This is a genomic window from Gammaproteobacteria bacterium, assembly GCA_035546635.1.
In the GTDB taxonomy this organism is placed as follows: domain Bacteria; phylum Pseudomonadota; class Gammaproteobacteria; order JAURND01; family JAURND01; genus DASZWJ01.
In genome coordinates this window covers 38,638-59,284 of sequence record DASZWJ010000019.1, presented here as the reverse complement: position 1 = coordinate 59,284, position 20,647 = coordinate 38,638, and the positions used below count along the sequence as shown (strand labels likewise).

The following is a 20,647-nucleotide window of genomic DNA, read 5'->3' as shown; positions in this document are numbered from 1 at the left end:
GGATAAATCTAAAATGCCTCAAATAAAAACCACCCCTATCGGTAAAAGCTATAGTATCAGTTCACCTGATGGCTCGACTCAAGCCACATTTATTCCTGAACGCGGCGGCATGGCTTCATCTATTATCATGCCTGGCAATTCGGGTCCACGGGAATTACTGTTTCAGCACGAATATTTTTGGGACTCTGACTTCACACGCTTAACCGGCGGCTGGCCTTTTTGTTTTCCAACCTGTGGCCGACTAGAACGTTATGGCAAAGAGGGATATTACTTTTATGATGGTCATCATTACCAATTACCCATACATGGATTTGCTTGGCGACTCCCTTGGCAGGTTGCTGAGTATACCGATAAGCGGATTATTTTAATCCTAGAAGATAATGCAGAAACAAGGATTGTTTATCCATTTCATTTTACTTTAGAGCTAGACTATACCATCGAATCCGGCGTTTTGTTATGCGCCCAAACCTACACTAATCGCAGCGACAAACCCATGCCCTATTACGCGGGATTTCACCCGTATTTTTCGACACCCGCATTTAATCAAGGCAAGGAAAAAGTGATTCTAGACTTTCACCCTATTAAATGCCTGGCTTATAATGAAACCTTAACTGATTTAGTGGGCGAAAGAGATTTATACGCTGTACCCACTACAATAACTGCTGATATTAATGAACGCTTAACCCAATTAGGCATTGATAAAACTACTCGGCTGATCTTTCCCAATGGAGACATCATTGAAATGACAGCAGGCGGCGTCGAAGATCCTGATTTATTTCCGTATATTCAGATTTACACTCCGATTGAGCAGCCTTTTATTTGCATTGAACCGTGGATGGGGCATCCTAATGCCATGAATACTGTTGGCGGAGTTCGCTGGTTACAGCCAGAACAAAATGAGCATGGATTGTTGCGGCTAGAATTGCATAAAACTTAAAAAGGGTCACCCCCTGTGAAAAAGGGGGTGAGAGGTTGCATCTATGCTAAAACAATTCGGGAATTTCTTTGCTTAAAACGTTTTTCTCGGTAACAGCCGTACCTGTCAATGCAAAGCCGCGCAAGCGCTGACTCGTATCTACAAATAAGGCTTTAATATTTTGCTCATCACCGGTAATTTGCCATTCACCCTCACATCCAATTGGCGCAGGCAACAACACAGTTGGACAAGCCGGCGTTTTTAACACCACAGGCATGGCAGGATACTTCACTTCCGTCCTTTCGCCCGCTAAAGTCTTTGCTAAAGCACGTGCGCCCTGCAATAACGGCGCAACAAATTGCAACACCAATCCTTCCACCTCAGCACAATCTCCTAAAGCATAAATATCTTCACAACTAGTCTGTAAGTGCCGATTCACCTGAATGCCGCGATTAATTGCCAGACCCGCTGCTTTAGCTAATTGCACATCTGGGCGTAAACCAATGGTAGATAAAATTAAGTCTGCAGATAGCAGCGCTTGGCTGGCCAAGGTAATTTGATATTCTGCGCCTTTTTTCTCTATATTGGTTGCTACATCCTGCAAATGCCACTTAGCACCTTTTACTGCTAACCCACGTTCTAATGCCAATCCAGCTGCTTCAGGCAACAATTGCTCAAGAGGATAACGCGCAGGCGCTATGATACTAACGGCATAACCAGCATCCAATAGCGTATTAGCAAATTCACATCCTACAAATCCTGCTCCCAAAATAACAATATGTTTTTTTCCAGATAGCTCATCACGAAATGCCTCATAGTCCTGCATATTATTGACATAACGCATAACCCCTTCCCCCCCTGCTACAGGAGGCGCTACAACGTTTGCACCACAAGCCAGCACGAGTTTACTGTATGAAATAGTCTGATTCTGCGTATAAAGCTGACGTTGTGCTGGGTTGATGCCCGTAACCCGAGTTTTAGTATGAATCACTGCCTTAAGCCGCTCCTGCATTTTGCTAACCTCGGCCATAGCAAAAGTTGCCGGCACTTGATTTTTTACAAGCGCATTGGATAATGAAGGTTTATAATAATAGCGCCCATCACAACCAGTCACGATAATCAACGGAGCTTCACTGTTTAATTTGCGAAATTCCTGCGCCAGGGTATAACCGGCCAGACCGCTGCCGACAATGACAATTGGATTTATGGGTATTGACATTACTTGTGATTCCTTAGGGATAAGCAGGATGTAAAATTTTAAATGGCATTCAACTGAGCTTTCAAGGCAGTGGGCGGGAGGGCTACCGTGAAACCTTTGTTTCATGGATGAAACAACGGAGCGTACATGGAAGTATTTACAGCGTTTTCACGGTAGCCCTCCCACCCACTGCCTTGAAAGCGTTTTATGGCACCTGTTAGAAGTGGCTACAAAATTCTACAGCTAAAACATTGTAACATTGAATTGTTAATGTTTTCTTAATCTCCACCGACTAAATTTATACCAAAATGCACTTACAAAACCTAAGACAAGGCCTCATCAATTTCAAAGAAAAAATATATCACAAAATCAATGAGTTAGAGATATCCCTCATCAAAGATACCCACCTATTTAATAAGTTAAGTGAAACTTCATTCTCCAAACTGCTAGATTCCATAGAAATTATCCATTTATTGGATGCAACCCAAGTTTTCCAATATGAGACCCACCGCGATGCTCTATATATTGTAAGTCAAGGCTTAGTACGGCTATTTATTTATGATCGACAGGGCAAAAAAGTTATCATCAATTCCTTAGTTAAAGGTAAATATTTTGGCGCCGAAACTATCATAGGAAAATTTAACCCCGGCCATAAAATTTACCTAGAAATTTTTGGGGAAACCACACTCATTAAAGTTCCTGCTAAATTTATGCTTCTGGCTATAAAAACAGACACCGAAGTCAGAAAAAGCTTAATTAAAGCCGCATATAAGCAATCAATTAGTACTTTGGTTGCTGCACTTGGATTCTACAGCGATATGAAAGCGTTGCTGGAGAAAGCGGAAGAACATGGCTATATTTTTGAACTAAATGATAAAGAAATACTGTTCAAAATAGGTGACAAACCTGACTACGCTTATTTTATAATGGATGGTGAAGTTGAACTGCAATTTAGCAATCACCAAAACAATATTACCTTGCATGAAGGCTATCTATTTGGTGAATTAAGCATTATTCAGGGTAAAACACGCGCTGCTACCGCCATCATGCGCGGCACCACCCACCTTTTAGCCATACCTGCCAAAATTTTTAAACAATATTTCACCCAAAGTTTCTCATTACAACACATCACCCAAAAATTACAACAGACCTATCAATTCCCAGTCAAAAAAACAGTAGAACAATTCGTAGGCAACACTCCCAACATGGGAACTACCATCACCAGCTTATCGAAAACGACAGATAACAAGTACGTATTGTCTGAAATGTCTCTTGACCAAGAACTATTTATACTCACCGTATCCAATGTCGCTGGTGAAAAAAATTATCGCTATCAGCAGAATAATGAAACTATTCGTGAACTCTATGCACTAAACGGATATATTGTGGGCATTAAAGTTCACGGCACCTGGGATAATCTGGCCGATATTTGCCAGTTAGCCTTGGAAAATGTAAAAATACCTGAATGTGTGTTGAATAATTTTCAGCTAACAGGTGAAATTAAGTTGTGAAGGATCAAACTTATCAGGAGGATACCAAAATGCATAACCTAACTGAGGCCAACCTACCCTGGCCTGCTCTGCCCTATGAAGCATTTGCACCCACCGCCTATTTGTTACATATGACTGTACAAGTCATCGGCAAGCTAAAACTCACTGCCCCCTTTGAACCCCACTGGGATCATGTGCCGCTTTGGGTCACAACCAATGGCCTTAGCAGCGGGTTAATCCCCTATGGCGATGGCAACTTTACAATAGAGATGGATTTGAATACCCATGAGCTTCTAATTCAAACTTCCTGGGGACAAAAGGGGGGGCTTGCATTGACGTCTCGCTCAGTTGCGGAATTTACACATCTGCTTTTCAATACCTTGCATAGCCTAGATATCAAGATCACCATAAATACCCATCCGCAAGAGGTTCCCAACCCCATCCCATTTGAAGAGGATAAGCAGATTCGACCTTATGACGCATCATTAGCCCATACATGGTGGCAGATACTTGTCAGCTCACAGCGAGTAATGGAATGCTATCATGCCGGCTTTCTGGGGCGAACGCCAGCCATTGGACTGATGTGGGGCACTTTTGATCTGCGTGATGTCCGCTACAACGGTCGCAAAATTCCAATCGATCAGAAAATGGACTTTATTACACGCAACGCGATGGATGCAGAAATGATTGAGGTCGGCTGGTGGCCAGGTAATGAAACTTGGCCTCAAGCAGCCTATTTCTCTTTCACCTATCCGCAGCCTAAGGGACTTGAGGATATTAAAATACAACCAGCCTCTGCATCCTGGAATAAAGAGCTAAGCGAATTTATTCTCAATTATGAAGCGATCCGCACTGCCAAAAATCCAGAAGCAGATTTACTGGCATTTTTTAATAGCGCTTATCAAGCCGGCGCGAATAAAGGCGGTTGGGATCCTGGATTGATTGGCTCAGGCAAACCTGTTTGAATGTCTTGTCATGCCAGCTATGGCTGGCATGACATTCCACTATACTGTTTCATGCTCGTGATGAGAGTAACTCCAAACATACTTTTTCGCATGTTTTTCTAAAGGATTTTTTACTATTTTGTCAAAATCCTCATCCATAAAAAAAGTTGGATCTGCACTTTGATAATGTTCTAACAAACCCAAAAATCTATGAAAGTAATAGCGATAGGTTCTAGATTTTTCTGTCACAATCTGCAATAAAGTCTCAGCTAAATAAATCCTGATACTTTGATGGACACATTCCATGCTGCCATGAGTGGAGCTGATTTTTTTAGTCCTGAGATAGCGTTGTAAATCCCGCATAGTAGTTTTCTGTGCATCGCCTAATCCATAAGCTGAAGTAAATTTAACTACCTTATGATGTAAGTTATGGGTGCTTCGAGAAACTCCCCAGGAAAACTTTTTCATATGCTCAAGTTGCAGTTTCATAATCATCTCCTCTCTTATGTAAATCCTAAATTCTTAAAATTCACTATTGCTAGCTTCTAGCCACTTGTTTGAAGCATCAACTTCAAAATAATTTAGGATGCTCGTAATCTTTGAATAAAGTCATGATATAGAATCTGCCTGATATTATCTGTAGGACTCAGACTAAGGGATTTGTAGGAAAATGACGGGTGGAAGAAAGCTCATTATTATTATATTATTTTAATATTTTTGTTTTTATATTTATTTTAAATTTACACAAAATTCTTTAAAGGCTCTCTTTATGTTGGCAGTAACGCTGAATATGCCAACATAATGAGATCCTTCGCTGACGCTCAGGATGACAGCTATACGGCAGCTATGCTAGGTGAGCAATTACAATGAAAAATTAATATCTCCACCTGGTACAATATCTATTTAGTACAGACAGGAATACAATTTAAATTACATCACAACCTATTGTCCCAACAAAATTCTTTTAAACTCAACCCTGCCTTTCAAGGAGACTCCACAATGTTAAAAATTTATGGCACACCTCTATCTACACCCACAAATAAAGTCCGCTATGTTGCAAACTATTTAGGCATCCCCTACGAATTTCATCGTGTCAACTTAGCAGCCGGCGATCAACGTCAACCAGAATTTCAACGCATCAATCCGCTTGGAAAAGTACCGGCAATCAATGACGATGGCTTCACGCTAGGAGAAAGCAACGCCATCATTCGTTACCTCGCAGATAAAAATCAATCAACCATTTATCCCAAAGTACTGCAAGAACGTGCCATAGTTGACCAATGGCTAGATTATGTATCACAACATATTACGATTGCCATTAGCAAAATCATGTATAACACTTACTTTTATCAATTATTAAATACTGAAAAAGATGAACGCTCCTTACAAGATGGACGTCACTTTCTGACACAATATTTGCCAGTAATTGAAAAACAATTATCATTACATGACAATATCATCAACAAAAAATTAACATTAGTCGATTTTGCTCTAGTAGCGACTTTAGATGTTGCTGAACTATCACATGTTGATCTGACTTCTTTCCCACATCTCAAAGCCTGGCAAAAAAAGATGATGAGCGAATCATTCTATACACAATGTCATGAAAGCTATACCAGCAGCTTTAATAACATTATGGAAAATATGAAAAGTAAAGTTTAATAATCCTCTTTATTCGAAGCGTTAAATTTCAAACGCTTCGAATATCAATATCTATTTGATTTCCCTCTCTTTTTTAACTATATTTTTGGCAAAATTTCAAATTTCTATCAGATTAAATACCATATTTTCACAACATCTTGTCACAAAACATTATCTTAATCTCATCATTTGGTAAAAGTAAAAAACATATACTATAGTTATAAACGAGTACAGGAAATACTGTGTAGTTAACTATATCAGGAAATAAAACTCAGTTAAGACTTAAGGAGATGAACAATGTCAAAAATCAAATATGTATTAGGAGCCTGTGCAATTGCATTAACTTTATCAGGCACTGCATTAGGACACGAGTATGTAAATACTGGTGATTGGAGTGGCTACTGTGGTACAAAAACTTTATTGTACTGCCAAGATGGTATTTGTTATTACACCGATGGTGCATCTTTTACCAATCCTGATGGTACCCATGTCATAAGTCAAAGTGGCGTAACTCCACAATAATGCTCTGAGTTCTGGCCTGATGCAATGAACTGCAGATTAAAACTGTAAGTATTTTGCATCAAGCCAGAGCTTGCATTTTTTTACTTAGTGAAAAACTTGAGTTTCAATGAAAAAATTTCAACTCGATACTTAGTATGCATGTCTTTTTATTTTCAAAGCTATATAATATCCTTTCAGTTATGGCAATATAAGAATGGAGCACTCTATGAATCCTAGAATTGATTATGATCGAATTGCACCAGAAGCAGTTAAAGCGGTATTAGAATTACAAAAATTCGTAAATCACAGCAGCCTAGAAGAATCTTTGCTGAATTTAGTCCTGCTGCGAGTTTCACAAATCAATGGCTGCGCTTATTGCGTCGACATACATTGCGCTGAGGCTCGCAAAAGTGGTGAATCTGAACGACGACTGCAAGCTGTTTGCATCTGGCAAGAATCTCCCTTTTTCAGCGATCGCGAACGGGCAGCTTTAGCCTGGGCAGAAGCAGTGACCTTAATATCAACAACCCATGTTCCAGATGCAGTATATCAGGAAGTACGTGAGCACTTTGACGAAAAATCGACTATTGATTTGACCATGGCAGTTATCACCATCAATAGCTGGAATCGTTTAGCTATCAGCTTTCGAAAGTTACCCAAAAAATAATACCTCCTTGGTTCGGGTTCCTATACGGATAGTGGCTAAATTATTGGCCTGTCTATTACAACTCATCTCCCTACAGCCTCAAAACTCTCATTCTCTGACAATCATAATTTAGACCAATTTAAGATTTTGATAATATTATCTTGTTAAACTTTCCTCAAAATAGCATTGTTGCATCTGAAAAAGTACACGCCAAATTGCAGTGACGACAAAATCTATTAGCTTATTTATATGAGGCCGCCATGTCTTCAGAATCAAAAGAATCAAAAAACTTCGGCATAGGCATTCGCACAAAAAAATCTACTCACGAATCTAATACTTCTTTTCCAACATCAGTTACCTCAGATGATGAAGATGAGATAGAAATACCCTTGAACTCAGACCAAGCCAGAGCCGCGGCATATAGAATGGAATGCGAATCCAAGGCGCAAGGACCCATTTCTGGGTTCACACCTATTCAGGAAACAATTGATGACATCCTCACCCAGCCCGCCCAAACCCCTGAAGCAACCCCATTTGATCCTCGATCACTCACCACAACTCAGCTAAGAACTGCCTTCTTTACAAAACTGCAAAAAACTGCCGCACAAGAACCCTTTTCTGGATTCACCCTCATTCAAGATTCAATTGATAAGCTAGTGGCTTCTCCCAAGGAAAAAGTCCGGCGCCATACCCTGATCGATTACTTAGACTTTTCATCATTACTGCTGAAAATTATTAATTTTGCTGAATTATCATGGCTGCAGTTTCCACCCGTTCTGGTTGGAGCTGCTGAAATTGGTCATTCAGAACCAGAAAGTACTTACACTTCAGTTAAAAAACCACTCAGCAATTCCGCTTCGCAAGGGAAAAAAGCTTCTCCTAGTTTTACCAGCCCCAACCCGAGTAATTTCCCGACGCTACCTTTTGGCACGTATAAAACAGAAAAAGGTTTTTTAAAAGCTATAAAACAAAAAAATCTCGAAAAAGTATTACGCTATTTAGAAAAAACAGATTTGCGTGCAAGATTAAATGTACCAGACCAAGCGGGTTACCCTCCCATTTTTCGCGCTATAGAATCAGGTGAAGATGAGATTTTAAAAAATCTATTACAAGCTGGCGCCAACATTGAGGCAAGAGCTCCAACGGGTGATTCGCCACTTACCGTAGCCGCTTATTGGCATGTTCCAACAATACTAAACACACTGATAAATTTTGGCGCCAACCTAAAGCATCGCAATAAATCTAATATGACAGCTCAAGATATCATTACTAAACTGCCTGGGATAAACCTAGTTACCGGCAAAAAAGATAAACAGCTGTTCCATTGTCATGTCCTGTTAAAAATTGCTAATATTTTTACTGAATTTGAACAAGCCTTGATCGCTAAAGATGATGATTTGGCATTGGCAGCCCTTAATAAACTAGAATCTCCAATACTAGATGAAAGTTTTTTAGGTGGGAAAAGATTGCTGACCACTGCTGTCACTCATGGTAGTTTTAAAAGCGTAGCTACTTTACTCCGAAGAGGCGCTAATGCAAATACTCATACAGAAGGTCACGCAACTGCTTTGCAATTAGCTGCTCGCAACGGACTTTTTCAGATTACAAAACTATTACTGAGTCATAAAGCCAATCCTGACATAGCCGAAAAGACAATTTTATCCCCTATCGCTCAAGCAATTCAAAATGGTCATCATGACATTGTACAAGAACTCTTTAAGCATGGCGCCAATGGTTTTATTCATGTCAAAATTAAAACCGATTCTGGGCAAGAATTAGAGCTCAATTTATTAGAATATACTGCTTTCTTGGGCAAAGATGATGCACAAATGGCTAAAATATTAATAGATCATGGCATAAATGTCACACTCAGATCTTTATATCGCGCAATACAATTTAATCAAGAAGATCTTTCCATAACATTGTTGGCTGCAAAACAAATAGATATTAATAAACACTTGCCAGCAGAATTCGAAGAAGCAGGGGCAACACTGTTAATGCTGGCAATATTCCGTCAGGAAAGGCAAATTTTTACTGCTCTGGCAGAAGCAGGGGCAAACTTGCATGCTTTCTCTGTGAAACATGGCACTGTGGAAGCACTGGCTAAAGCAAATGGTTTTGAACAGGAATTTTATAAAGCTCTGTCTGGCCAAAAAACCACCTCTGATGATAAAAAATTAGATAAATCAACTCACCCCAAAATGATGACTGATGATACAGCCCAAAAAGATTCTGAGATAATAGGCGGTTATTCTGCAAATATTAGCGCTGGATTTTATGCGGCTATTTTATTTTTCAGTACGGCCTTTCTGATATATAAAACACGTCGAATCACGCAACCCTTACCACTTGTTGAAGAGACAGAAAAAAAACCAAAACCTAAAGACACTCACAAGGGAAACAAAGACAAACCGCCGCAAAAGGAGCAGCTAAAATCAGACCCGTCTCCTCTGCCAAAATCACCTGCGCCTGCACCAATCAAATTTGACTGGGATGACATTTCTAGCGATTTAAAGCGCATGCGCGATGACTCTGTCTCAAAAGAAACTATCGCCCACCTTGATAAAGAACAAGAGAAATCAAACAATAGCATCAAATTAAAATATTGGCAGGCAATAGGTATCAGTCATGCCGCCAAAAAAGAGATGGAAACTGAAGCACTAAAATTTATCGAATTCAGGCAACGCTTAGCAGCGATCCATAAAGAAGCTGAACGCTTACTCTTAGATAAATCGCCAGCTGTCTTGGAACCCTACTATGCACTCAAAATTGAATTTAACAGCGCAATGCAAAATCTTCCCATTTCTGGCATAGATCTTAAAACAACAGCCCGTACTGCAACGAATAGATATTCTAAGTTTTATAATGACAGTCAGGATGCATATCCTGAAGAAAAATCAGTTCCAACTCCAGCCACTCCCCAAAAACCGGAGAAGACTTACCAAAACACCTTTCGCTTAACTCCAACGGCATCCGAGCCTGAACCACCACCTGCTATACCAAGAGAAAGAAAAAGAAAAAGAAAAAAATCTACTCTGTCATATTCACAAAAAATGCAATTAGTTAGCGAGCTGACTACTGTGTTTAAAGAGGCAGGTATTGGTAAGGATAGTGTTTACATGGATAAAAAATCAAGAATCCTCCCACACGTCATTGCATCAGGCAAGGCGATTCCACCCAAATTAGCGCTATTATTTGCAATGCTTTTAGTTGCTGAAGCCATTAAGGAGCCACATTTCAAAGAAAAGACCACTGCACGAGAAAATCTGGAACATATACGCGATAGGCTTGGACATGCTATCAATGAACCACTTAAAAAAAATCTAACGGAAATTGTACCGGCAGCAGTGGAGTTTTTTGAAAAAGTGCAACAAGTTGCGCATGAAGGTTTCGATGAAACCCACTTACAAACTTTTGAAAGTCCTTTATTAAACAGTCTTACTGTAGAATGCGTAGCCGACGAAAAATCTGTGATTTCAGCTACACTTTTTAACAAATTTAATGAGGATTTTGGCGTAGCATGGAGCAAACTGGATAGAGAAGATGGTTCAAAATCTGCTAAAACAGTTGTGTATGAATTAGCAATTCGCTTTTTAGTTGCCAACCCCGCTATCCGCGATATCACAGCCAGATATCATAGTACCACGCTAGCCCAAGATCTGAGACAACTTGGCAATGACTGGCGGCATGATGATGCCATTAAATGTTTGCAAGAGGTGCTGGTGGATTTTACGCCGGCTGTTGAAAGCAGACCTGGTTTGATTTCTAAATCGTCATGAGCGCAAATGAAAGAACTAGATGGTCATTCCTTCCGCCGCAAAGAATGACTGTCTTATTCACAACATTGACTACGGCATATGATATACTCGAATGAACTTCATACAATAAGGAGATTGATTATGATGAAACCCGAAAAAGTTCTTTACCAGGCGACAGTTACCACAACTGGAGGCCGAGATGGACACGCCACTTCTTCCGATGGCATCCTAGATGTTAAATTAGCGGTACAAAAAGAGCTAGGCGGCACCGGCGGCGCCACTAATCCAGAACAGCTTTTTGCTGCAGGATATTCAGCCTGTTTTCTCAGCGCCTTAAAATTGGTTGCTGGAAAAGAAAAAATTGCCGTTCCGCATGATGCCAAGATCACCGCCATCATAGGCATTGGTCCAGTTTCGGATGCATTCGCGCTGAATGCTGAGTTGCAAATTTCTTTACCAGGGATAGACCATGAAAAAGCTAAAATGCTAGTAGAAAAGGCGCATCAGGTATGTCCATATTCCAATGCAACTCGTGGCAATATTGAAGTGCGCTTGACTGTATTATAAGTCTGGCAAATAAATTCTGTTCTCGCCCCCTTGAAAAAGGGGGGAGATTCATAGCCTAAAGCATCTGGCCATTCTGACGAAACTGCTGCAATAACGGCGTATTCCAAGCGCTCCTTGCACCCCAGAAATAAAATACCCCAGCCGCCGCCACTACCATTAACTGATCAAACGGCGCTTTTAAAAAATTGATACCACCAAAATTAGTGCTACCCAACCAAGATAACAACGCCATAACCAATAAATAAGCAACCAACCAACAACCGCTTTTCAGATGTTGACTAATGCCAGTTAAACCATTTTTAAATTGGTAAAAGAGATAAATAAACAACCCCGCAAAGATCACAAACAACACTTGTCCGTTTAAAGGCCAGCGTGACCAGAAAATAATCAGCGACATAATTATAAAGGCAACAAAGGCAATGACACGCATCCCAGGTATCTGACAGGGGCTACGCCAGGATGGTGCAATACGCCGCAAACCGACTACCGCCATCGGCCCTGCGACATACGAAATAGTATGCAAAATAGAAATAACACTGGCCAAATGTCCCCAGCCACGAAATATCCATAAAAAAACAAATCCCAAAATCAGACTCACCCACAAGGCATTACGCGGAATAGCGTACTTAGGATGCAATTGACCAAATGCTTCCGGCATATAACCACAACGTTGCATACCAAATAACATTCGCGCAGTCGAACCCATATAAGTAATACCTGTACCTGAAGGTGAAACCACAGCATCAATATAAAGCAACAAAGCGATCAAGTTGAGATTAAAACTCAGCGCCAATTGTACAAACGGAGAATTAAAATTCAGACCCTGCCAGCCATGCGCCATATCTTGCCCATTTAAAGCTCCTATAAATCCAGCTTGTAACACTAAATAAATTAATAGACAAATTAGAATAGAAGAAACTAAAGCAATCGGTATATTACGGTGTGGATTTTTCGCTTCCCCTGCAAAATTCACAATAGACTGAAAACCATTGAATGCAAAAATAATTCCGCCAGCAGCCACCGCGATAAATACTGAATCTATTCCATTCGGCGCAAAAGTCTGCCAATTATTGCCAAAATTACCCGGCTGGAATCCAGCCCATATAATCGCACCGGCTGACAAAAGGGGCACAATCAATTTAAAAATAGTGACCACTGTCATGGAACGCAGGAATAACTGCAATGTCCAATAGTTAAGAAAAAAATACACCAACATCAAAACACTGGCTACCGACAAGCCGGTGGTGCTCATACTGCCAGTTCCAGCGTCAAATAAATTTTTAAACCCATGGATAGAACTTAAATATTGCACCGAAGCAGCCGCTTCAGTCGGAATAGCCGCCACAATGCCTAACCAGTTAACCCACCCGCTCAAAAAACCGGTTAAGGAGCCATGGGTATATTCCAAATAGCGCGCGATACCACCAGACTGAGCAAAACGGGTGCCTACCTCAGCGACGGTAAGGGCAATTAACAATAAGGCGAAAGCGCCGATCATCCAAGATAGCAATGCGGCTGGACCTGCAATCTTTGCGCTATGATAGGCACCAAATAACCAACCTGAGCCGATAATAGAGCTGATACCAATAAAAGTTAATTGCACCAAGCCAATCGAGCGTTTCAGTCCAGTAGCATCAGCCTCTGCCTGCCCGGTAGAGATGACCGCGGTGGGATTCAGTGTTACAGATGTTTCATCCATTTTTAGGTCTCCAGCATATGGAAAGTGGAAGATAACCCTGATGAGTGGGAGCGCACCAATTGTTTAAAAATTAGCCAAACCGCAATCGTAACACTGGATAGGTATTTTTTCAAATTAAATGACTGGATGGATACTTAGCCCTGAAAAGATAGACACACAATGCAATATAAAAACATCAAAGTCTTATAAACTTAAGAAATAATCCTACCTTGCCATAATTCATTTAAGAAAATTTTCCACGGCATGATGTTAATATTGAGGTTGTCATTTATTTGAAGCAACCTAGTCTTTTTATCCTGAGAAACAACATAAGCTTTAGCTTTTGGATATTCTTCACAAAAAGCAATTAACCCTTTTAAATCTTCCTGATGTACTTGCTCGCTAATTTTAACTTCAATAGCAACATCAGCTTTTCCTAAAATAAAATCTACCTCTAAACCAGTTTTCGTACGCCAATAAGCTATATCGATACGCATGCGCTTTAATTTCAAATAGGCCATTAATTCCATAAAAATATAATGTTCAAAGCTTTTTCCAGCCACTGTCCCTTTTAAGTCGGTTAAAGTTTGACGTGCTAGATAATTTGCTACACCCACATCAAATAAATAAAATTTTGGTGCGGCCACAATAATGTCGCGTTTAATTTTTTGGCGATACGGATAAATAAAGTATCCTAATAAGGTATCTACCAGAATTTGATAAAATCCTTGCGCAGTATGTCGATCAACCCCACAATCCCGAGCTATATTGCTGACATTAATAATTTCCCCATTGCACATGCCGGCGACATCAAGAAATCGTGCAAAACCAGCGAGATTCCTGACTAAACCTTCGTTGCGGATTTCATCCGTAAGATAAATATCGATATAAGCTTGTAAATGGTCATTGATAAAGGATGGATCGGCTAAATAGTGATTGGGGATTAGTCCTTGTTGTAATGCTTTTAATAAATCAAAATCGGGTATTTCGGGAAACACCAAGGGGTAAAAATGATATTGCCAGGCTCTGCCACCTAGCAAATTAGTGCTTTGGGTTTTTAACTTTCGCGCACTTGATCCACATAGAATAAATTGAGCGTACTTGTTTTCTATTAGCCAATGCACTTCATTGAGTAATTCAGGAACTTTTTGTATTTCATCAATAATAATAGGCTGTTTTAGTTTTTTTTTATCTAGGCTTAATATTTCTTCTCTTAACAAATACGGTGACCTGAGGAATTGTAGCATGCGATGAGTATCTAATAAGTCATAATAGACTGAATCAGGATAATGATTTTTAAGGAAGGAAGATTTTCCGGTTTGCCTTGCTCCCCATAAGAAGGTGGATTGCCTTGCGGGAAGATTGATTTGCAGAATTCGTTGATACATATAATTTACCGAATTTAAATTCGTATCCATATAGTATAACTAATTGGCGCTTAACACAACAATTAGTTTACTGTAGCTGGTCTCGGCCTGGATTCAAAAAATCCCTAAAAAACAAATAGACACCATTTGTCCAGCCAAATCCTGCCTCATTGCTGGAATAACCGTAGCGAATGGTTAACTCTGAGCTACAACGATACAAGTCATACTTTTCTACAATCTTTCCATGCTTAGCAAAATCTTCATCAATTAGATGATTCCACTTCTGTGCAATCCGGCGCGCATCGTTATCATATCCATAATTGGCAAGTCCCGTGACAGCAAAGTACTGTAAAGGCGCCCAACCATAAGGTGCATCCCACTGCATATGCGTGACATAACGGCTCGTAACCACACCACAATGCGTCTCTAATGCAGGTAAATTCTCTACGATCCGCTTGGCTTGTTCAGAAGAAGCAACACCTGCCCATAACGGATAAAAAGTACTGGCGTCAATATAAGGCCTAGTTTGTTTGGTTTTAAAATTATAATCAAAATAATAACCTGTCATATTATCCCACAGATAGCGATTCATCAGCGCTGCGCGTTTTTTCGCTCTTTGTTGCCATATTTGCGCTTGGTTTAAATCTCCTAAAAGAGTGTAAATTTTTTGGGTGTCTACTTCCATTTTGTACAACAAAGAATTAAGCGTCACTGGAGCATAATCTGTAATCATCGCACCGAAAGCCCCATATTGTCCTGTTAAATCAAACCCTGACTCTCTCAATGTTCGATCGTTAATATAATAAAACTCGGTTAATTGATTTTTCTCTTTATTATAATATAAGTTGACATCGTAGTCGGATACAGGATATTGACGGTAATAATTTTTCACCTCATTATAAAATAGTTTGCCCGTCAATTTATCCGGCATAGTCACTTCATACGCGGGACCTTTGCCCTCAGCATAATAACGTGATAAACCTAATTCAGAAATTAAATGCGGTGGGGTTATCCAGTAAGTATAAAATTTTTCAATTGCCGGCAAAGTAGATTTTAGCCAATTTTTATCCTGAGTTTTATCATAAACCGCCAAAATCATTTCAGTTAACAACGGCGGTTGTGATCTTTCTAAATGAAATGTCCGATTGGAATTCAATATTTTTCCATAAAAAATTATCTCATAAATAAAATTATCCACTATATTTTTAGCCAACGTGATTTGTTGAGATTTTAATAATCCTAAAATGATAAAATAACTGTCCCAACCATACATTTCATTAAACATCCCGCCCGGAACCACATAAGGGTAAGGCAAATAAAGTAAACCAGGAGGAACATGATTGATATCAGCGGGTAATTTCTTAAGGACAATTTTCTGAAAATCATCAGAAGACATTTGTGTTTTTAATTCAGTAGAAATTCTGCTTAAAGATTCCTGCGTCGGTATATATACGATCCATTTTTGCGGAGAGGGAATTAATTTAGGATCAATTGCTGCTTGTAATAATTGTGCATGTGAACGAGTTAAAGTAGGCCAGGTCTTTTGAATATAATTTAATACCGGAGTATGTTGCGCCAGCAAAGAATTGGCTTTAACTTCCTGTTGTTGTGCATCAACTGCGGAATAAGCATTGGGCAAGAATATTCCGATTAGGAAAAATAAGGAAACCCAAAAATTTTTCAGATTTTTTGGCATATTTGCACCTAAATCTCTAAGGCTTCACTGACATAGACAGAAAAAAATCAACTCAATTTCCCAATCATCATTTTATCTTCTTCCGTCAATGTAAAATTATCGAGGTGTAAATCTTCGCGCATATGTTGCAAATCGGTAGTGCCTGTTAAGGGAAGGATTCCAAGTTGTTGAGCGAATCTAAATATAACTTGCGCAGGAGTTTTATTGTAATGATTTGCAAGGTTTGACACAGCCGCACTTTCTAATACGGGTAAATTAGCAGTTAACAACGAAAATCCTTGATAAATAATATCATTGGCACAACAAAACTCCCTAACTTGCTTATCCCATCCATAACTAGCAAAACAGCGATTTTGCACTACCATAGGCTTTATTCGAGCATGATTAGTTAATAACTCCAGCTGCTTAATATTCACATTGCTAACGCCAATTAATTTAGCTTGACCAGAATCATATAATGATTCTATGGCTTGCCAAACTTGCCAATCTGCATCACTGAGTCCAACTGCGACATAAGGACCATGCAATAAATAGGAGTCCAGATAATCAGTATGCAAATGCTTTAACGAACTATGGAATGAAGTGAGGACTTGCGTGGTGTAGTCTTCGGATGGATTATAAGGAATATTTTCATCATGCCCATCCACCGGTGTAAATTTAGTTTGCAAAAATAATTGCTGACGATGAACACCCGTGGCTTGCAATTGCAACAAGGCTTCACCCACTAGTGATTCTGAGTAATGCTTAGGTTGATTGGCCGTATCGATTGCAAAAAACCCAGCTGCAACGGCTTGCTTGACAAGTCCTGTAGTTTTAGCACCTTTCCATGCAGTGCCGTAAATCAATTTTAGCGATTGAATATTAATCATAGTATTATTCCAAATTGCAACCTGTTTTGTGGCTTTGAATAATATCATCAACCCAGCCAAAAACAAAACTTAGGATTTAACTATTAAAAAAATAATTTGAAGAAATTTTATTTCATAGCAAGTTACTGGAGTTTATCGATATTATCTGGTAAATTGACAACAGATAAATTTCAATTGAAATTATAATATTTAAAGATACGCTGCACGCTTTCATAATCCATTTTTTATTTGAGAAAAAACTTATGCCATTACACCCACAAATTCAACAGATGCTGGACCAACTGTATGCATCTGGTTGGAAAGAAGTGTCGGGACTAACCGTAGCAGAAGCGCGTGCACAATCAGATTATTACGCTAGTTTACGCAAATTCCCGCAACCAATTCCAGATGTAAAAACCTACGATCACTCTCTACCACGCGAATCGGGACAACAAATAACACTACGGGTTTATCAACCCTCCACTACCAGCTTTGATGCCACCATTATTTTTTATCATGGCGGTGGTTATGTGCTCAGCAATCTACAAGCTTATGATGTTTTCTGTCGCTGGATGTGTGCGGAGTTAGGAGCAAACATTGTATCCGTGGATTATCGTCTTGCACCGGAATATCCATTTCCAACCCCAATAGAAGATGGTTATGCAGCACTAGAATGGGTAGCAACACAACGGAAAAAATTGGATCTCGATGATAAACATATCATAGTGGTCGGTGACAGTGCTGGCGCTCATTTAGCCACTATGGTTAGCATCTTATCACGAGATCGAAAAGGACCGAAAATTGATGGGCAGTGGTTGTTTTATCCCTGGGTGGATAACGATCTCTCACGTAATTCTTACAATCAATATGCCCAAGGTTATTCACTGACTACCGCAGGTATGCAATGGTTCGACCAACATTTTCGCAGCCAAAATAAACCTGCAGCTTTCCCTACTTATCCGATGAAGATCGATAATTTAGCGGGATTACCGCCGGCTGTCATTATCCCAGCCGAATGCGATCCTTTGCGTGATGAAGGTTTTGCTTATGCGAAAAAGCTACAGGAAGCAGGCAATGTTGTTTTACTTCATGAAGCATCGGGAATGGTTCATGGTTTTATTAATCAATATGCCGTGCCTGCTAGTTTTGCAGCAACTATGGAGGCGTTTAAACTGTTTAAACAGAGTCGAAGTTGACCGGAGAATTCGCATTTACATATACCCAAGCAGTCAACCCTGAAGTAAGCTGCACACTGACACGGCGGTAATCTTTAGTTTCATAGGCGTCTGCTTGTTTCAATTCCTCTGCGGTTACATCAAATACCATTCCTTCAATATGATCGGTAGCATTACCCGTATAATTAAGAATTGGATGCGAAGCCTGCCCGCTAATCGCCACCACTTGTGGATCTTTAATTTCAACCATAGATAAACTAAACCCTTTTAAAGTATCTGCCATACCGTCCAATTTTCGTCTAAATTTTTCCAGCTGCACCGACTCCTGACGCAAAGTACCGTAAGAAAATAATTTTTCAGTATACATATTTTTACCTCTTTGATTTTGGTAATTTTACAAATCGGAAACTTACCCAGGATATTATCGCTAAAAAAATGACCACCACAGCCATCGGAATTTGATCTTGTTCCGCTGGCACAGCAATAATTGCCGATAATAAAGCAGACAATAACATCTGTAGAGAGCTAAACAACGCCGAAGCTGTTCCCGCAATATGTGATAAATCTTTCAAAGCAAATGCTATGCTGATTGACCAAATTAGAGCTTGCCCAAAGGTTGCAAACAACATCGGAATCAAAATCACATAAACATTAATGACATTGAAATAAATTTTGCTTAACAACAAACTGATACCAGCTAAAAAAATCAATGCCAAGCCGATTCTTAATAGGTTTTCAACACTAACAAACTTAAGAAAATACCGATTGAATGAAGTAGCTAAGTAATAAGTAGCCGCCACAATCAACGTTAACCAACCAAATTGGGCTGAACTAATGGCTAGCGTTTTTTGCAATAAAAAAGGTGCCATAGTGTTATAAGTGATAATGACACCATAAGCGGCGACACCCCCAACCAGATAACAAGCAAAGCCTTTTGATTTTAGTACAGAAATTAAAGGTCTAACTGTTTGTTGAAAAAAAACTTTGGTAGGTAATTTGATAGATTGTAATTTAACCGTTTCTGGAAGAAATGTCCAAACGCTGGTCAATAGCAGCAGGCCACAGATCAATAAAAATACAAATTCAGATCGCCAGGAGAAATAATCTAATAAGTGCCCACCAATCACTGGCGTAATACCTAAACCGAAAGCGAATCCTGAAGATAAATAAGTAATTCCTTTAACATAATCGCTACCCGTGAAACAATCTCGCATAATAGCACGACTCAACGTCATACAAGAGCCCGCACCAACACCCTGAATAATCCTAGAAGACAATAATTCCACATAGGAATGCGCCAAAAGACTCAAAATACAGCCAAGTGAAAATATAACCAAGCCTATGATGATAAGCTTTTTTCTTCCATAATGGTCAGATAAAATACCATAAGGTAACTGTGCTAACCCAAAGCCTAATAAATAAGCTGCTAAAGTAAATCTAACCTGACTGCTTGAGATTTGAAATTGTGCGGCAATTTGTAAAAATGCTGGCGTATAAAGTACTAATGCCGCCTGGGTAAGTGCCGCCATCGCGAAACACATAAGGATTATTGATCTTTTATTAAATTGACAATCTTTCATATGCTTTAAGTATTAGTTATACTCATGATTAATAAGTTATTATATAACATGTTATTCATTTTAGTCAAGATAAATCTGCTTCAGCAATAGGAGTGTCTTTATGCGTTATAATCCCAATATCAGCACTTCCGCCCTGACTAAAAAAACCAGTGCTTTATTTGTGCGCCTGTCTAATCAATGGCTAAAAAAACGCGGTATTACCCACGCCTACACCCCTTTTTTAGTACAATTATGGGACAAGAATGAACAGACCCAAGCTGAATTATGCCGCAAAATTGGCATTGAACAGCCAGCTGCTGTTAGAACCCTCGACAGAATGGAAAGAGACAATTTAATCACGCGTGTTCGCAGCACGACTGATCGTCGCGCAATTAAAATATTTCTAACTCCAAAGGCGCAACAATTACAAAATGATGTTATCGCCTGTGCTTTGAAGATTAATAAAATTGGAACTGAAGGATTTACAAAAAACGAGCAAGAGACGCTGCATCTACTGTTAAAAAAAGTGATTGCAAACTTAGAAAATGCCATGAATTAAGCTTTGATAGGGGAACTCTCAAGTTCGTAGTACCAGATATAAGAATTACCTTGAATTCCGCAACTTAGTATTTCTGCTGATATAAACATTGGAGAATTTATTTT

General features: G+C 39.5%; 18 protein-coding genes. 10 read left to right on the top strand and 8 right to left on the bottom strand.

Annotated features, from left to right (window positions below; translation table 11 throughout):
- The first annotated feature begins 13 nt into the window (after positions 1-13).
- On the top strand, positions 14-937 hold the full coding sequence (locus VHE99_04275; protein HVV68239.1) for an aldose epimerase: 924 nt from the start codon (positions 14-16) through the stop codon (positions 935-937).
- A 46-nt stretch (positions 938-983) separates the two neighbouring features.
- Here VHE99_04275 and VHE99_04270 read toward each other — a convergent pair whose 3' ends face one another.
- The gene (locus VHE99_04270; protein HVV68238.1) at positions 984-2,135 is read right to left on the bottom strand and encodes an FAD-dependent oxidoreductase; all 1,152 of its coding nucleotides are present in this window, start codon (positions 2,133-2,135) and stop codon (positions 984-986) included.
- A 287-nt stretch (positions 2,136-2,422) separates the two neighbouring features.
- On the opposite strand from VHE99_04270, the gene VHE99_04265 reads away from it, so the two are divergent.
- Both VHE99_04265 and VHE99_04260 read left to right on the top strand, forming a co-directional pair.
- Complete coding sequence (locus VHE99_04265) at positions 2,423-3,625, top strand: cyclic nucleotide-binding domain-containing protein (GenBank protein ID HVV68237.1); 1,203 nt, start codon at positions 2,423-2,425, stop codon at positions 3,623-3,625.
- Between the two features lie 29 nt (positions 3,626-3,654).
- Positions 3,655-4,569 (top strand): DUF5996 family protein, encoded by a 915-nt coding sequence (locus VHE99_04260; GenBank protein HVV68236.1) that lies wholly within the window; start codon positions 3,655-3,657, stop codon positions 4,567-4,569.
- A 39-nt stretch (positions 4,570-4,608) separates the two neighbouring features.
- Here the strand turns inward: VHE99_04260 and VHE99_04255 are convergent, their stop codons facing one another.
- On the bottom strand, positions 4,609-5,037 hold the full coding sequence (locus tag VHE99_04255) for a hypothetical protein (GenBank protein ID HVV68235.1): 429 nt from the start codon (positions 5,035-5,037) through the stop codon (positions 4,609-4,611).
- A 510-nt stretch (positions 5,038-5,547) separates the two neighbouring features.
- Here VHE99_04255 and VHE99_04250 point away from each other — a divergent pair.
- The 5 genes from VHE99_04250 to VHE99_04230 all read left to right on the top strand — a co-directional run bounded on the left by VHE99_04250 (position 5,548) and on the right by VHE99_04230 (position 11,661).
- Complete coding sequence (locus tag VHE99_04250; protein ID HVV68234.1) at positions 5,548-6,210, top strand: glutathione S-transferase family protein; 663 nt, start codon at positions 5,548-5,550, stop codon at positions 6,208-6,210.
- 276 nt (positions 6,211-6,486) lie between these two features.
- Entirely contained in the window at positions 6,487-6,711 is a 225-nt protein-coding gene (locus tag VHE99_04245; protein ID HVV68233.1) for a hypothetical protein, read from the top strand.
- 205 nt (positions 6,712-6,916) lie between these two features.
- On the top strand, positions 6,917-7,357 hold the full coding sequence (locus VHE99_04240) for a carboxymuconolactone decarboxylase family protein (protein ID HVV68232.1): 441 nt from the start codon (positions 6,917-6,919) through the stop codon (positions 7,355-7,357).
- Between the two features lie 239 nt (positions 7,358-7,596).
- Positions 7,597-11,115 (top strand): ankyrin repeat domain-containing protein, encoded by a 3,519-nt coding sequence (locus tag VHE99_04235; protein HVV68231.1) that lies wholly within the window; start codon positions 7,597-7,599, stop codon positions 11,113-11,115.
- Positions 11,116-11,238: 123 nt separating this feature from the next.
- The gene (locus VHE99_04230; GenBank protein HVV68230.1) at positions 11,239-11,661 is read left to right on the top strand and encodes an organic hydroperoxide resistance protein; all 423 of its coding nucleotides are present in this window, start codon (positions 11,239-11,241) and stop codon (positions 11,659-11,661) included.
- Positions 11,662-11,716: 55 nt separating this feature from the next.
- Here the strand turns inward: VHE99_04230 and VHE99_04225 are convergent, their stop codons facing one another.
- The 4 genes from VHE99_04225 to VHE99_04210 all read right to left on the bottom strand — a co-directional run bounded on the left by VHE99_04225 (position 11,717) and on the right by VHE99_04210 (position 17,271).
- Positions 11,717-13,360 (bottom strand): APC family permease, encoded by a 1,644-nt coding sequence (locus VHE99_04225; protein ID HVV68229.1) that lies wholly within the window; start codon positions 13,358-13,360, stop codon positions 11,717-11,719.
- A gap of 191 nt (positions 13,361-13,551) precedes the next feature.
- The gene (locus tag VHE99_04220; GenBank protein HVV68228.1) at positions 13,552-14,727 is read right to left on the bottom strand and encodes an AAA family ATPase; all 1,176 of its coding nucleotides are present in this window, start codon (positions 14,725-14,727) and stop codon (positions 13,552-13,554) included.
- A 67-nt stretch (positions 14,728-14,794) separates the two neighbouring features.
- Positions 14,795-16,402 (bottom strand): trehalase family glycosidase, encoded by a 1,608-nt coding sequence (locus tag VHE99_04215; protein HVV68227.1) that lies wholly within the window; start codon positions 16,400-16,402, stop codon positions 14,795-14,797.
- A gap of 47 nt (positions 16,403-16,449) precedes the next feature.
- A complete protein-coding gene (locus VHE99_04210; protein HVV68226.1) occupies positions 16,450-17,271 on the bottom strand; it encodes an aldo/keto reductase in 822 nt (273 codons plus the stop codon).
- 242 nt (positions 17,272-17,513) lie between these two features.
- Between VHE99_04210 and VHE99_04205 the strand changes: the two genes are divergently transcribed.
- Positions 17,514-18,446, top strand: coding sequence for an alpha/beta hydrolase (locus tag VHE99_04205; protein HVV68225.1), 933 nt, complete (start codon positions 17,514-17,516; stop codon positions 18,444-18,446).
- On the opposite strand, the gene VHE99_04200 is transcribed toward VHE99_04205, so the two are convergent.
- Positions 18,427-18,792, bottom strand: a complete 366-nt coding sequence (locus VHE99_04200) for a gamma-glutamylcyclotransferase family protein (protein HVV68224.1) — start codon at positions 18,790-18,792, stop codon at positions 18,427-18,429. The genes VHE99_04205 and VHE99_04200 overlap by 20 nt on opposite strands.
- Before the next feature lie 4 nt (positions 18,793-18,796).
- Positions 18,797-19,966, bottom strand: a complete 1,170-nt coding sequence (locus VHE99_04195; protein ID HVV68223.1) for a multidrug effflux MFS transporter — start codon at positions 19,964-19,966, stop codon at positions 18,797-18,799.
- A gap of 139 nt (positions 19,967-20,105) precedes the next feature.
- Between VHE99_04195 and VHE99_04190 the strand changes: the two genes are divergently transcribed.
- Positions 20,106-20,543, top strand: a complete 438-nt coding sequence (locus tag VHE99_04190) for a MarR family transcriptional regulator (protein ID HVV68222.1) — start codon at positions 20,106-20,108, stop codon at positions 20,541-20,543.
- Positions 20,544-20,647: the final 104 nt, after the last annotated feature.